The sequence below is a fragment of the Micromonospora sp. NPDC047074 genome (assembly GCF_040643815.1).
In the GTDB taxonomy this organism is placed as follows: domain Bacteria; phylum Actinomycetota; class Actinomycetes; order Mycobacteriales; family Micromonosporaceae; genus Micromonospora.
The window spans coordinates 54,328-68,264 of record NZ_JBEYVB010000011.1 but is presented as its reverse complement, the minus strand read 5'-3'; the positions used below and the strand labels follow the sequence as shown (position 1 = coordinate 68,264).

Genomic DNA, 13,937 nt, shown 5'->3' with positions numbered 1-13,937 from the left:
ATATAGATCATGTTACATAAATCAATGTCTTACGTGACGTTGTCGCTCTCCCGTCTGTCGGCGCCGTGGCCGGGCGGCCCCACCGGCGGGTTCGTCCCCGCCGGTGGGGTGACCGGTCAGCTGTTCAGCTTGGCCAGCAGCGCGGTGGCCATGCCCTGCTCGCCCCTGGCGTTCGGGTGGAACGGGGCGGCCGCGTTCTGCGGGACCAGGCCCTCGACCCAGCGGGTGCCGCTGCTCTTGCACGTGTCGCGGCCGATCGACGGGGTGTAGACGTCGGCGTAGCTGGCGTTGTTCGCGCTCGCGGTGCTGGCGAGCATCGCGTTGAGGGACTTCTGGACGCCGCGCAGGTACGGCACGTCCTGGTAGGCGATCGGGACCACGGGCCAGCAGCCGTAGCCGCTGTCCGGCAGGATCGCCGGGTAGCCGAGCACCACGACCCGCGCGCCCGGGGCGGCCTGCCGGATCGCCTGGAGCACGGCGGTCACCTTCGGCGCGGTGGCCGCGATCCTGGCCTGCAACTGGTCGGTGCCGCCGGCGGTGAACTTGTTCTTGCACGGCGACCCGAGCGGGCTGCTCAGGCTCGCCTCCGCGCAGTCGGTGATGATGCCGGAGAAGCCGATGTCGTTGCCGCCGATCTGCACGGTGACCAGCGCCGTGTTCGAGGTGACCGCGCTGAGCTGCGGCGGCAGGGAGATGCCCAGTGCGCCGCTGCCGCCGAGGAGGATGTCCTCCGTGGTGGCCCCGGAGCAGCTCACGTCGGCGAACGACGACGAGCCGGCGGAGGCGGCGACCAGGGACGGGTAGTTGCGGTTGGAGCGCAGGCAGTTCAGGTCGGTCTGCGTGGGGATCAGCGGGCCGGAGGTGTACGAGTCGCCCAACGCGACGTAACGCCCGGTGGGCGCGGCGGCGTTGGCGGGTGCGGTGGAGGCGAGCAGCACGCCGGCGGTGGCCGCGGCGAAGGCGGCAAGCCGGGTGGCCGCTCGGAGGAACGGCAGGCGGGGACGGGTCATGGCTTCTCCCAGAGGATCATGGTGGTGTCGTGATTCTGTCCCTGCCGTCGCCGAGCGTCAATATAGACATGAATCGTGTTCAGGCCGGCGAGGCAGGCCCGCAGCGGGTGCGGGCCTGCCCTGCGCCGCACGTCAGAAGCAGGTGCCGATCCCGCCGATCGCCGGGTTCGCGCGGTCGTGGTAGTGGATGGCGCCCGACGGGTCGGCCATGAACCCGCCCCAGATCGTGCAGCCACCCCGCGCGTACGCCCGCGCCGGGCCGGCCGCGTAGAGCCTGCTCCCGTCGTCGGTCTGGGTCGGCAGGAACTGCGCGGCGAGGTAGACCTGGGTGCGGGTCAGCGTACCGACGTACGCGGTCTTGACGGTGGCCGTGCAGGCGTACCCGAGCAGTGGGTTGTGCATCAGGTAGACCGTCCCGAGGCGCTCGCCCGTCTGTGCGTGGTGGATGGGGTCCTGGTCCCGCACGACGTAGCCCGTCCCGCACACGGACTGCGGAGTGACCGGATTGACCACCGCCTGTGCGGCGGCACCGGCCCCACCGACGAGTCCCGTCGCGAGCGCCAGCACGACCGCGGTTCGACGAATGGCACTGAGCATGGTTGTCGCCTTTCTCCTGTCCGGCGGATGCGGGACCAGAATGGGGTTCCGCAGACGCCGGTCGAATGTGCCGCAGCGCCACTCGGGACTCCGTTCCGGTGTGTCGGCCACCGAATTCCGGCCGTACGACCTGCGGCAACGACCGCATTTCGATCGACAGCGGCCGAACTTGCCGGACTTCGCACACCCACGTGTCCGTGAGCCACATATCGCCGGGTCAGGACTATGTGGAGCCGCAGTCCGGGTTCCTGTTGCCGGGTGGCCCTAACTTGGGGTCCAGCCGCCCCGGGCCTCGCCGGTGGCACCTCGAAGGAGTGGTCATGTCCGTTCGAACTCTGCTCCGCCCCGCCGCCGTCGCCGTGCTCGTCGCACTCGCGGCCGGTGGCTGCGCGTCCGCGACGGATGCCACGGAGTCGACCGCGTCGACGACGGTGACCGGGGCCCCCGACGGCGCGGCGGCGGCCCCGAGCGCGGCGGCTACGACCACCGCTCCCGGCGTCTCCGGCACCGGGCCGACGGGTGGCGGTGCGACGGGTGGCGGCCCGACGGGTGGCGGCGCGACCGGCGGCACCGGAAGCAGCGGCGGTCAGTCCGGTGCGAAGTCGAGCGGACCCGCCATCGTCTACTTCCGGATCGCCGACAGGCCGTCCTGCCCCGCCGGGACGACCGTCAACCCGATCGCCGGGCACCCGGTCCTGCTGGAGTGGAAGGCGACAAACGTCGACTCCGTCGCCCTGTCGATCGACGGTCCCGGGATCTACGCCGACAACTACCCGGCCGCCGGCAGCGAGGCGCTCAACTTCCCCTGCGAGGGTGGCGAGGGTGACATCCAGCGGCACACCTATCTGCTGACGGTCCGCAACGCCCACGGCACGACGACCAAGACCCTCGTGGTGAGCGCCCGGGTGCACGACATCCCGGCGGTCTGACGAGCAGCGGAGCTGGCAGGAGCGAGCGCCCGGACCAGCAGGAACGCTGGTCCGGGCGCTGGCACGGCCGATCCTGTCGATTTGCTACTCGTCCTCCGCGAACACCACCTCACGGCGCCGGCGGATCGCCGGGAGTACGGCGACGACGAGCGCCGCCACCGCCAGCGCCAGCAGCGCCACGGAGATCGGGCGGGTCAGGAAGACCGACGCGTCGCCGCGGGAGATGATGAGCGCCCGCCGCAGGTTCTCCTCGAGCAGCGGCCCGAGGACGAAGCCGAGCAGCAGCGGCGCCGGCTCGCACCCGCACTTGATCAGGACGTAGCCCAGGATCCCGAAGAACGCGATCGCGTAGACGTCGAACGCGTTGAACCCCAGCGAGTACGTCCCGATCACCGCGAACAGAATGATCATCGGGAACAGCACTCCGTACGGGATGCGGACCATCCGCACCCAGATGCCGATCAGCGGCAGGTTCAGCATCACGAGGAGCAGGTTGCCGATCCACATCGACGCGATCAGGCCCCAGAACAGCGCCGGTTCCTCGGTGATGACGTTGGGGCCGGGGGTGATCCCGTGGACGATGAACGCGCCGACCATCAGCGCCATCACCGGGTGGGCGGGCAGGCCCAGGGTGAGTAGCGGGATGAACGACGTCTGTGCCGCGGCGTTGTTCGCCGACTCGGGGCCGGCGACGCCCTCGATCGCGCCGCGCCCGAACTCCTGCGGCCGCTTCGAGACGCGCTTCTCGACGGCGTAGGAGGTGAACGACGCCAGCACGTGGCCCCCACCGGGCAGGACGCCGAGCGCGGCGCCGAGACCGGTGCCCCGCAGGATCGGGCCGACGATGCGGCGCCGCTCCGCGCGGTTCGGCCAGAGGTTCTTCACCGTGCTGACGACGCGTGCGCGGGTCTGCTCGTTCTCCAGGTTGCGGAGGATCTCGGCGACCCCGAACATGCCGACGGCGACCGAGACGAAGTCGATCCCGCCGTACAGTTCGCGCTGGTCGAACACGAACCGGGGCGAGCCGGTGTAGATGTCCTGGCCGACCGTGCCGAACAGGACGCCGAGCGCGATCATCGCCAGGGCCTTGAGCGTCGAGCCGCGGGCCAGCGCGATCGACATGATCAAGCCGAGCACCACCAGTGAGAAGTACTCGGCCGGGCCGAACTTCAACGCGACGCTGGCCAGCGGCGGGGCCGCGACGGCCAGGACGACGGTGGCCACCGTACCGGCGACGAAGGACCCGATGGCGGCGGCGGCCAGGGCCGGGCCGGCCCGGCCCTGCCGGGCCATCTCGTGGCCGTCGAGGGCGGTGACCGCCGCCGACGACTCACCGGGTAGGTTGATCAGGATGGCGGTCGTCGAGCCGCCGTACTGCGCGCCGTAGTAGATGCCGGCCAACATGATCAGCGCGGTGACCGGCTCGAAGCTGAAGGTGATCGGCAGCAGCATCGCCACCGTCGCCGTGGGCCCGATGCCGGGCAACACGCCGACCGCTGTCCCGAGCAGCACTCCAACGAAGCAGTAGAGGACATTCTGGACCAGCAGCGCGGTCGAGATGCCCAGCACGAGGTTGTCGAGAAGTTCCATGCCCCTACTCCGGGTGACGCGTCAGAACGAGAGCCACGGGCCCCACAGCGGGATACGTAGCTGGAGTCCGACGACGAAGATGAGCGTGCTGGCCACGGTCAGCCCGGCGGTCACGGCGACGGCCACGGCCGGCCGCACGCGCCGGCTGGCCATCGTCGTGAGGAGGGCGGTCACCGCCGACGTCGGTACGAAACCCAGACCTCGGACGGCGAACCCGAAGAACAGGACCGCGAGCACGATGACGGCGACCGCGCGCCACGGGATCGGCCCGAACGAGAGCACCTCGCCGGCGACGAGCCCCTTGACGACCGTTGCCAGGCCCAGGACGGCCAGGATCGCGCCGACCAGCAGCGGGAAGTATCCGGGACCCATCCGCAGTGGGGTGCCCAGGTCGTAGCTGAGCGACCCCACCACGAATGCGCCACCGATCAGGACGAAGACGCTCCCGCCGAGGACGTCCGGAAGAGACCGGTGCCGTTCCACGTCAGGAGGCCTCGACCCCGGCGTCGGCGATGATCTTCGCCCAGGTGCCGAGCTGTTCCTCGAGGTGCGCCCGGTGCGCCTGCGGGGTCGCGTCGGCCGCCTGGACCGGGGTGGTGCCGAGCTTGGCCATCTGGTCGATGACCCCCTGGTCGGCCAGGGCCGCCTTGAGCGCGTCGGACAACTTCTGGACGATCTCCTGCGGGGTGCCCGCCGGCACGTAGAGACCGTGCCACACGCTGACCTGGAGCTGCGGGAGCCCGCTCTCCGCCGTGGTGGGCAGGTCGGGCAGGCTCTTGACCCGCTCCGGGGTGGTGACCGCGTACGCCTTCACCTTGCCCGACGAGATCTGGCCGCTGGTGTTGGTCGTCTGGTCGCACATGAAGTCGACCTGCCCGCCGACGAGGTCGGTCAGCGCCGGGCCCGTCCCCTCGTAGGGAACCTCCTGCAACTTGACCCCGACGGCGTCCTGGAACAGCAGGCCGCACAGGTGGGAGGCGGCCCCGATGCCGGCGTTGGCGAGGGTGACCCGGTTGGCGTTCGCCTTGACGTGGGTCACGAGGTCCTGGAACGTCGCGGGTGCGAAGTCCTTGCGGGCGACGACGGTCATCGGCACCTCGGTGACCAGCCCGACCGGCTCGAAGTCCTTGGTCGGCTCGTATCCCAGCTTCTTGTAGAGGGCGGGCGCCGTCGACATGCCGATGTGGTGCATGAGCACGGTGTAGCCGTCGGCATCGGCCCGCGCGACCTCGCCGGCGCCGATCGTGCCGCCCGCGCCCTCGACGTTCTGGACCACGATCTTGGCGCCGAGTTTCTTGGCCATCGGCTCGGCGAGCATGCGGGTGACGGTGTCCGTCGGGCCGCCCGCGCTGAAGGGCACGACGATCGTGATGTTCTTGTCCGGGTAGCTCGTGGCGTCGCCGCCCCCGGTGCCGCCGGTGCCGGAACAGGCGGCTACGAGCGAGACGGCGCCGATCGCGGCGACCATCCGGGTGAGGCTCCGGTGCCTGCTGGTCGTTCTCATGGTGGTGGGCTCCTCGTCGGCGTGGCTGCACGTCGTCGGTGCGTGCGCCGCCCAGTCTCGGCAGTCGGGGGCGCGCATGGTGTCAGAGGAATCCCAAGGAATTCGCCGGATGTCAGAGGAATCCCAAGAACGTCGAGGGCCGGGAAAGGGCAACCGAAATCCATGACGATAAGTGTCCGACATGTGACACAGGGTGTCGATGAGCTGTGGCCGGTAGCCTCCTCGCCGACACCCGAAAGGCCACGACCGGCTCGGATGACGCCCGCTGACCGGCGCCGGGCCAGCCCGAACACGGCTCTATCGCGATCGGTGGCCGGGCCGTACGATCCCCCGTTATGCGGATCACCCTCGTCGAGGATGACGACCGCGTGGCGCGAGGACTGGCCACCGTCCTGTCCCAGGCCGGCTTCGACGTGCACCGCGTTTCCACCGCCGCAGAGGCCCTGCGCGCCGCGCCGTCGGACGTCGTACTGGTCGACCTGGGGCTGCCCGACGGCGACGGCCTCGAGGTGATCCGCAAGCTGCGTGACCGACCGGAGACCGCCGTCATCGCGGTGACCGCGCGGTCCGAGGAGCACGAGCGTGTCCGCGGCCTGCGGGCGGGGGCCGACGACTACATCGTGAAGCCGTTCGGCGTCCCGGAACTGCTGGCCCGGATCGACGCCGTCCTGCGCCGCACCCGGGCGGCTCGCGCGCTGGGCCACCCGGAGGAGCCGCTGGTCCTCGGCCCGATGCGGATCAGCCTCGGCACCCGCGAGGTCACCGTCGACAGCCTGCCCGTGACGCTGACCCGCAAGGAGTTCGCCCTGCTCCATCTGCTGGCCCGGCGGGCGCCGAACGTGGTCAGCCGGGATGTCATCCTCGACCAGATCTGGGGCGCGACCTGGGAGTCGTCGAGCCGTACCCTGGACACCCACATCGCGGCGTTGCGGCACAAGCTCGGGCCGGCGGTGGTCATCCGCACGATCCACGGGGTCGGGTACCGGCTGCTGACCGACCAGCTGGACTGCTGAGCCGCCGTGCACCGTCGTCTGCTCGTCGTGCTGGTGCCGCTCGCCGTGCTGCTCGTCGCGGCGCTCGGGGTGCCGCTCGGCATCACCGTGGCCGAGCGGGAGATGCAGGAGACGTACGTGGACCGGCTGAACGACGTGGGCCGCTTCGCGTCGCTGGCCGACACCGCCCTACAGACCGGCCGGACGGAGGCGATCCATCAGGACCTGACGCGCTACCACGAACTCTACGGCGACCCGGTGGCCGTCATCGACACCTCGGGCCGCGTTCTGCTCGGGCCGGTCGGCGCCTACCAGGAGGCGGCCCGGTCCGAGCCGGCGTTGCCCCAGATCGTGACGGCGGCGTTGGCCGGGGCGAGGTCCGAACCGTCGGGGGAGTGGGCGCCGTGGCACGACTCCCATCTGGTGGTCGCGGAGCCGATGGGCCGCGACAGCGAGGTCGTGGGCGCCGTCGTGGCGATCGCCGACCTGTCGAAGACCCGCCAGCACATCCTCGTGCGGTGGGCCCGGCTCGCCGGGATCGGTCTGCTGCCGTTGTTCGCCCTGGTGGCGGTGGCGTGGCCGGTCTCGGCGTGGGTGCTGCGGCCGGTGCGGGAGCTGGACGCGGCGACGTCACGGATCTCCCAGGGCGACCTCACGATCCGCGCCGACGCCGAGGCGGGCCCGGGCGAGCTGCGGCGGTTGGCGGAATCCTTCAACACCATGATGGACGCGGTCGAGAACGCGGTGCAGCGGCAACGGGCCTTCGTGTCGGACGCGTCGCACCAGTTGCGGAATCCGCTGACGAGCCTCCGGCTCGCCGTGGAGAGCCTGGCACCGCACCTGGCTCCCACCGGCCAGGGCGCGCAGATGTACGCCGTCGCCGTCGACGAGCTGAAGGCGATGCAGCGGATGCTGAACTCGTTGCAGGCCAGCGCGCGGATGGAGAGCCTGCGGACCGCGTCGCCGGTGGACCTGGACGCGGTGCTGGCCACGCGGGTGGACCGATGGCGGGCGCTGACGGCGACGGCGGGACAGACGCTGTCGGTCGACGTGTCGCCGGGGCTGCGGTTGATGGAGCCGCCGGGCGGGCTGGGCAGCGTGCTGGACGAGCTGATCAGCAACGCACTGCGACTGTCCGGTGCCCAGGTCGTGGCGGTGACCGCCCGGGCCGTTCCCGGTGGTGGTGCGGGCACCGGACCGGCCGACGGCCCGGCGGGGGAGCTGGTCATGATCGCTGTCCGGGACGACGGCCAGGGGATCGACGAGTCCGAGCGGGCCAAGGCGTTGCGGCGGTTCTGGCGCTCCCCTCGGCACCAGAACGTGGCGGGCACCGGCCTGGGACTGGCGATCTGCGCCGACCTCGTCGGGGCGGCCGGCGGCGTGCTGCGGCTGGAGGACGGGTTACCACGTCCGGACGGCTCGGGGCACGGCTTCGCCGCGGTGCTGACGTTGCCGATCGTCGCGCCTGTGGCGTCGCCGCCCGCGGCCGTGCCGTCGACGCCGGGCTGAGCAGACCGTGCCGTCGCCGGGCCGGGTCAGCGCTTGTGGTCGCGGAACCAGGCCGTCGCCCCCGGATGGAGCGGGACCGAGCCGGTGGAGATTCCGGTGCGTACGTTGATCAGCCACGCCTCGGGCACCGCTTCGGCGTCGTCACGGCCGGCGGCGGAGGCGATCGTGGCGGTGTGGGTGAAGATCGTGTCGGTGATGGCGTACACCACGTCGTCCGGCACGTCGTTGCGCACGAGGAGCACGTTCGGTACGGCGACGGTGCGGGTGGCCGGGACACCGGCGTAGGCGGTAGCGGGGATCATGGCCGGGGCGTAGGGACCGGGGTAGGTCGTGACCAGCGTGTCCGCCTGTTCCTGGAGCGGGATCAGCCGGATCCGGTGCTGCCGTGCCAGCTCCGTGATGGCGGGTGTCGGTACCCCGGTCAGGGAGAACATCGCGTCGATGTCGCCCTCGCGGAGGGCCGTCGCCGATTCGGTCTGGCTGAGGTACCGGCCGGCCGCGTCCATCCGGGTGGCCGCCAGCACCCGCAGCGACGTGAACTCGGTGCCCGAGTCGCGGGCACCGAGAGAGACGCGCCTGCCCCTGATGTCGCGGAAATCGGCGATCGGCGAGTCGGCCATGACAACGAGATGCAGGTGGCTGTCATAGAGCCGGCACACCGCCGAGAGCCCCTCCGGCGCGCTGCCGTCGGTCGTGATCAGCGCGTCCAGGCTCGTCAACCCGAGCTGCACCTCACCCGCCCGCAGCATCCGGATGTTGTCGGTGGATGCCCCGCTCGGCACGGTGGTCACCGTGGCGCCCGGCACCCGTTCGGTGATGTGTTCGGCCAGCGCACCGCCGATGCGGCGGTACACCGCCCCGGCCGGGCCGGTGGCCAGCCGCAGGTGGACCCTGCCGGCCTCGGGCTGCCGCGAGCAACCGACGAGCAGCCCGCCGGCGACCAGGAGCATCGCCCGACGGCGCAGCCGGAACTCCTGGTGCGGCATCATGCCGGGATGGTACGCGGACCCGGGCCCTGAGCGGCTGCGGCTGAGCTGCGAACAGCGGGGGCGTCACGTTGACGGCCTTCGCTACGGTGCCGGCCATGCGAAGGCTCGCCGGGCTGGTTCTCGTCCTCTACAGCGTGCTGCTGGGGTTCTCGGCCACCTTGCCGTTCGTCGCCTCGATCGTGGGGCCCAGGATCTCGGCCGTCACCGTCGCCGACCCGGCCGCCTGCGTCGACGCGGTCGGCTTCCTCCCGCTCGGCGGGTTCCCGCAGCGTTGCGACGTCACCTGGACCAACGGGCGGGGCGAGGTCACCGGCACGATCTACGGGGCGGCGGTCGACGGCCTGGCCGCGGGGACGAACGCCCCGACATCGGCCGTGCACCAGCTGGGCGACTTCGCCTTCACCGCGCCGGTGGGCGACACCGAGCTCATGATGGCCTTCCTGGCGGCACCGATCCTGTTCGTCGGGCTGCACGTGCTGGCACGCAGGCGCCGCACCCGCCGCACCCGCCGCCGCGGCGGCTTCGATCCCGACTGGGATCACGGCGGTTCCGGTGGTGGCGATGGCGACAGCGGTGGCGGCGATGGCGGCGGCGGTGGTGGCGATGGCGGCGGCGGTGGCGGCGACAGCGGCGGTGGCGGCGGTGGCGGGTGCGGCGGCGGGTGCGGCGGCGGTGACTGACCGCTCGGGCGGACCCCGGGTCGGCGGCCGGCTGTCGGCGGCAGCGCATCGACTTCGCCCGGGCACGGCACATCGACCCGTCCGAGCGCTCCCCGTGCCCGGCGTCGGCGCGGGGACCTCCAACGCGGGAGGTCCCCGCTGCCGGGTCAGGCGGCGTAGATGTGCTTGACGCCGCCCAGCGCCAGCGTGGCTGCCGTGGTGCCACGGACCCCGCTGTTCAGGTTGCGCCAGGCGTTGTCGCTGGCCGCCTCGTGCACGTAGCCGCCGACGACGTTGTAGATCAGTTTGACGCCGTTGAGGGTCAGTGCGGACAGGGCGGTGCCCTGTGCGCCGTGGATGCCGGTCCACAGGTTCTGCCAACCCGCGTTGCTGGCCGCCTCGTAGATGTTGCCGCCGTGCAGCGAGTAGATGATCTTCGTGGTGCCCAGCGTCGTCGCCGCCACCGCCGAGGCCGGGATGCCCGTGTTGAGGTTGCGCCAGCCGTTGGCGCTGCTCGCCTCGTGCACGTAGCCGCCGACGATGGTGTAGACGTACTTGACGCCGGCCAGTTGGATGACCGAGATCGAGGAGGAGGAAGCGCCACCGATCCCGGTGTTGAGGTTGCGCCAGGCGTTGTTGCTGGCCGCCTCGTGGACGTAGCCGTCGACGACGTTGTAGATCAGTTTGACGCCGTTGAGGGTCAGTGCGGACAGGGCGGTGCCCTGTGCGCCGTGGATGCCGGTCCACAGGTTCTGCCAACCCGCGTTGCTGGCCGCCTCGTAGATGTTGCCGCCGTGCAGGGAGTAGAGGATCTTCGTGGTGCCCAGTGCGATCGCCGCCGTCGCGTAGCCGGTCACCGCGCCACCGCTGCCGGAGACCGGCAGGGCACGCCAGCCGGTGTTGCTCGCCGCCTCGTACACCTGACGCGACTGTTGTGCCGGGTTCTGCGCGATGTAGACCAGCGGGCTGATCCTCGTGCCGGACGGGTTGATCATGTGCCAGTGCAGGTGCGGGCCGGTCGAGCTGCCCGAGCCGGGCGCCCCGACGGCGCCACCGGAGCGACCCACGATCGTGCCCGCGCCGACGCTGGCGCCGTTGGGGAGCAGGAACTGCGACAGGTGCAGGTACTGGCTGCGGTAGCCGTCGGCGTGGTGGATCGTGACGGTGTGCCCGGCGGTGCCGTTGTAGGGGATGTTCTGGACGGTGCCGGCGCCGCAGGCCGGCAGTGCCGTGCCGACCCCCATGGCGTAGTCGATGCCGCCGAGCGAGCCGCGGCGGAGGTGGCCCTCCCAGGTGTCGCTGATCGGGTAGGCGGTGAACGGGTTGTAGATCGCCGGTGCCGCGTGTGCGGCACCGGGAAGCAACACCCCGCCCACGCTCATGGCTCCCGCGCCCAGTGCCGCGGCGCGCAACAGGGAGCGCCGGTTCATGCCCGGTGCGGGTTCGCTGTCGCCCCCGCAGCAGCTGCTTTCGTTACCTGGCCTCATGCCGGCTCCTCCGGAACCTCGCTGGAACACGCCCGATCGGCTGCTGGACGCACGGTTGGCGCTCAGCGGGCGGCGTGATCCTACGGCTGATCCATCGATCAGTGTCCGCCGGGACGGGTGGAGTCAGACCTCGTGGTGACCCGGTGGAGACCGAGCCTTGACACCAATGGAGTTGGATACCCTAATATCCAAGATCCCAGATGCATGCGGGCTCGCTGGTTCGCCGCCGAAGGGAATTGGTCAGCCCGTCCCGAACCAGCGGCCACCTGGACCTGAGCAGAAGTCACAAACGGTGGTCTCCCCGGTGCGGATTGTTTCCGGTCGTCATTCATCGTGAGCAAGGGGCCGAATGCAGACATTCGACGAAACGTCGCCGGGGGAGGGGACGGCATCGCGCGGCATCGACCGTCGCCATCTGCTTGGCCTGGTCACCGCCACGCTGGCCGCCGGCATCATTCCGGAGGCGTGGCTCGCGGAAGCCGCGTACGGCGCGACACCGAGATGGAACCGGCCGTTCGACAAATGGGTCCCGATCACGTCCTCGTACGGGATGCGGACGGACCCGATCACCGGCGTGTCCAGGATGCACAACGGCACGGACTACAGCGCCTCGGGAATCCTCGGCTATCCGATCCGTTCGATCGCGGCGGGCACCGTAACCGGCGTCTCGTACAGCGCGAGCGGGCTCGGCCACAACGCCACCATCACGCACGCCGATGGTTGGCGGAGTGTCTACGGGCACATGCGGGAGGCTCCCAGGGTCGGGACGGGCGTGCAGGTCGCCGCCGGCCAGCACATCGGCAACGTGGGATCCACCGGCCACTCCACGGGCCCGCACCTGCACCTTGAGATCTTCCAGCCGAACGGTCAGCGGATCAACCCCGAGTCGGTTCTCACGGGTGCCCCGTACGCCGGTGCACCCGGAACTCCCCCTGAGATTGTCACTAAGGATGGACTGATGTACCTCATCTGGAGCACCGGCGGCACCGGCTACCTGGTCACCCCCAACCGCGTCATCGGGCTGCGGTCGATGGCGCACTACAACCTGTTCAAGCGGATCATCAACTCGAACCAGGCCGCCGCCCAGCCCGAGGTCTTCAACGCGCTGGAGATCGACCAGATCAACGCGTACCTCAACGGGACGGTACCTGCCTGATCCACCCCGAGGTGGCGTCGGAGACGCCCGGCCGGCCCGCTGCATCCGGAGCGGGCCGGCCTCCGTCATTTCATGGTCGACTCAGAGCTGCTGCACCCAGTACGGGGTCACGTCCATCCAGCCGTTCGCGGCAGCCCCGTTGAGCCGGCCGGTGCTGCCGGTGCTGAGCGTGTACCAGGAGTCGACGTAGTCCGGGTCGTCGGTCCACCAGCTGGCCGGCATCGCGTCGATGATCGCGTTGACCAGCGGCGTGTACGTGCCGTAGTCGACGACGGTCAACAACACCGTGATGAGCGCCTTGGCCAGGTCGCGGTAGTTGGTGTCGCCGTCGTCCTCCCACATCACCACGTCGGCCAGGTTGTACTTGTAGTTGTTGAAGTGGACCAGGAGCTGGTTCGGGTGGTAGACGGTGCCGGCGTCGTCGAGGTAGGGCATCTCGACGACGTTGACCGTGGCCTTGCCGTCGAGGCCGAAGCCGCCGACGACGTTGAAGATCTCGGCACTGCCCTTGATCCAGGTCTCCTTGTCGTCGTCGAGCCGGATGGCGTTGACCTTGGTGGCCCAGTACCCGGACGACTGCGCGCTGTATCCGGACGACTGTGCGCTCACCGTGCGCGCGCCGGGAACCAGGCCCTGCGCGGCGAGCTCCTGCCGGACCTGGGCCAGGCCCCGTCCCATCGCCTTCGTCACGTCGACCTCGACCACGAGCACCGGCCGGTCGGGCAGCCGGACCGGATCCAGCAGCACCTGCCCGCCGGCGGGGTCGTGGGCGGTCACGCCGGTCAGCGCGTCGTCGGTCGATGCCGCCGCGACGAGCGGGACTTCGTGCCGCTGCAGGGCCGCCGCCATGTCCTGGTGCCCGAGCCGGAGTCGCAGCACGGAGCCGGTGGCCGCCGGTAGGCCCTTCGCCGTCAGCACCGTCTGGTTGGCCGATCGGACGGCCCGCGCGGCCCGCGCGTCGAGACGGGCCGTCGACAGGTCCACCGGCCCGGCGGCGACGGTCGGGACGATCCGATCCCGGACGGCGGTGTCGGCGAGCGCGGCAGCCACCTCGCGGGCGAGCCGGTCGGTGGCCGAGAAGACGGGGGTGGCGTCGCTCGGCGTCGCCCGGGTGATCGGTCGGGCATCGTCCGGGCTGGCCTGCGCGGGGGCCGCCGTGGCGGCCATCAGGGTCGTCGCCGCCAGCCCCAGGGAGGACACGGCGAGCCGGAAGGAACGTGGACGCATTCGGACTCCTCTGCGGTAGCGGCGTCGGCTCGTGGCCATGCCGCCGGCTTTGCCGAATGATCCTATCCGGACATCAGTCTGAGTCAATGAAAGGCGGAAGGGGCGAGGGGCCGAAGCGGCAGACCGCGCAGCGGCGGAGGGATCCGTTACGATCGGGTCCGGGCCGAGAGGCGCTGCGACGGGTTCTCCCGCCACGCTCGGCTCAGGGTTGGTCAGCAAGGGCGCCTCCGATGTGTGTTGCGGAGGCTGTCGCCATGAAAGACACCCGGATCCGGCGTGACGTGGCTG

General features: G+C 70.8%; 13 protein-coding genes and 1 riboswitch. Of the genes, 5 read left to right on the top strand and 8 right to left on the bottom strand.

The features are described 5' to 3' along the window. Positions 1–116 precede the first annotated feature (116 nt). Together ABZ809_RS16625 and ABZ809_RS16620 are read right to left on the bottom strand one after the other, a co-directional pair. A complete protein-coding gene (locus tag ABZ809_RS16625) occupies positions 117–1,010 on the bottom strand; it encodes an SGNH/GDSL hydrolase family protein (protein WP_357563373.1) in 894 nt (297 codons plus the stop codon). A 132-nt stretch (positions 1,011–1,142) separates the two neighbouring features. Continuing rightward, positions 1,143–1,607: a hypothetical protein gene (locus ABZ809_RS16620; RefSeq protein WP_357563372.1), complete on the bottom strand. Its 465-nt coding sequence runs from the start codon at positions 1,605–1,607 to the stop codon at positions 1,143–1,145. A gap of 320 nt (positions 1,608–1,927) precedes the next feature. Between ABZ809_RS16620 and ABZ809_RS16615 the strand changes: the two genes are divergently transcribed. Then, entirely contained in the window at positions 1,928–2,536 is a 609-nt protein-coding gene (locus ABZ809_RS16615; protein ID WP_357563371.1) for a hypothetical protein, read from the top strand. An 84-nt stretch (positions 2,537–2,620) separates the two neighbouring features. Here ABZ809_RS16615 and ABZ809_RS16610 read toward each other — a convergent pair whose 3' ends face one another. The 3 genes from ABZ809_RS16610 to ABZ809_RS16600 are packed head-to-tail and all read right to left on the bottom strand — an operon-like array spanning position 2,621 to position 5,630. Next, a complete protein-coding gene (locus ABZ809_RS16610) occupies positions 2,621–4,126 on the bottom strand; it encodes a tripartite tricarboxylate transporter permease (protein ID WP_357563370.1) in 1,506 nt (501 codons plus the stop codon). A 21-nt stretch (positions 4,127–4,147) separates the two neighbouring features. Further along, complete coding sequence (locus ABZ809_RS16605) at positions 4,148–4,609, bottom strand: tripartite tricarboxylate transporter TctB family protein (protein ID WP_357563369.1); 462 nt, start codon at positions 4,607–4,609, stop codon at positions 4,148–4,150. 1 nt (position 4,610) lies between these two features. Next, entirely contained in the window at positions 4,611–5,630 is a 1,020-nt protein-coding gene (locus ABZ809_RS16600; protein WP_357563368.1) for a tripartite tricarboxylate transporter substrate-binding protein, read from the bottom strand. Between the two features lie 335 nt (positions 5,631–5,965). On the opposite strand from ABZ809_RS16600, the gene ABZ809_RS16595 reads away from it, so the two are divergent. Beyond that, complete coding sequence (locus tag ABZ809_RS16595; RefSeq protein WP_357563367.1) at positions 5,966–6,643, top strand: response regulator transcription factor; 678 nt, start codon at positions 5,966–5,968, stop codon at positions 6,641–6,643. A gap of 6 nt (positions 6,644–6,649) precedes the next feature. After that, the gene (locus ABZ809_RS16590; protein WP_357563366.1) at positions 6,650–8,131 is read left to right on the top strand and encodes a HAMP domain-containing sensor histidine kinase; all 1,482 of its coding nucleotides are present in this window, start codon (positions 6,650–6,652) and stop codon (positions 8,129–8,131) included. 26 nt (positions 8,132–8,157) lie between these two features. Here the strand turns inward: ABZ809_RS16590 and ABZ809_RS16585 are convergent, their stop codons facing one another. Then, complete coding sequence (locus tag ABZ809_RS16585; RefSeq protein WP_357563365.1) at positions 8,158–9,120, bottom strand: TAXI family TRAP transporter solute-binding subunit; 963 nt, start codon at positions 9,118–9,120, stop codon at positions 8,158–8,160. Between the two features lie 95 nt (positions 9,121–9,215). Here ABZ809_RS16585 and ABZ809_RS16580 point away from each other — a divergent pair, with 95 nt between their 5' ends. Further along, positions 9,216–9,800, top strand: coding sequence for a hypothetical protein (locus tag ABZ809_RS16580; protein ID WP_357563364.1), 585 nt, complete (start codon positions 9,216–9,218; stop codon positions 9,798–9,800). A gap of 146 nt (positions 9,801–9,946) precedes the next feature. On the opposite strand, the gene ABZ809_RS16575 is transcribed toward ABZ809_RS16580, so the two are convergent. Beyond that, entirely contained in the window at positions 9,947–11,266 is a 1,320-nt protein-coding gene (locus ABZ809_RS16575) for a M23 family metallopeptidase (protein WP_357563363.1), read from the bottom strand. 349 nt (positions 11,267–11,615) lie between these two features. On the opposite strand from ABZ809_RS16575, the gene ABZ809_RS16570 reads away from it, so the two are divergent. Further along, complete coding sequence (locus ABZ809_RS16570) at positions 11,616–12,422, top strand: peptidoglycan DD-metalloendopeptidase family protein (protein WP_357563362.1); 807 nt, start codon at positions 11,616–11,618, stop codon at positions 12,420–12,422. An 81-nt stretch (positions 12,423–12,503) separates the two neighbouring features. Here ABZ809_RS16570 and ABZ809_RS16565 read toward each other — a convergent pair whose 3' ends face one another. Then, complete coding sequence (locus tag ABZ809_RS16565) at positions 12,504–13,649, bottom strand: DUF3103 family protein (protein WP_357563361.1); 1,146 nt, start codon at positions 13,647–13,649, stop codon at positions 12,504–12,506. Between the two features lie 159 nt (positions 13,650–13,808). After that, positions 13,809–13,883, top strand: a riboswitch (S-adenosyl-L-homocysteine riboswitch). Positions 13,884–13,937: the final 54 nt, after the last annotated feature.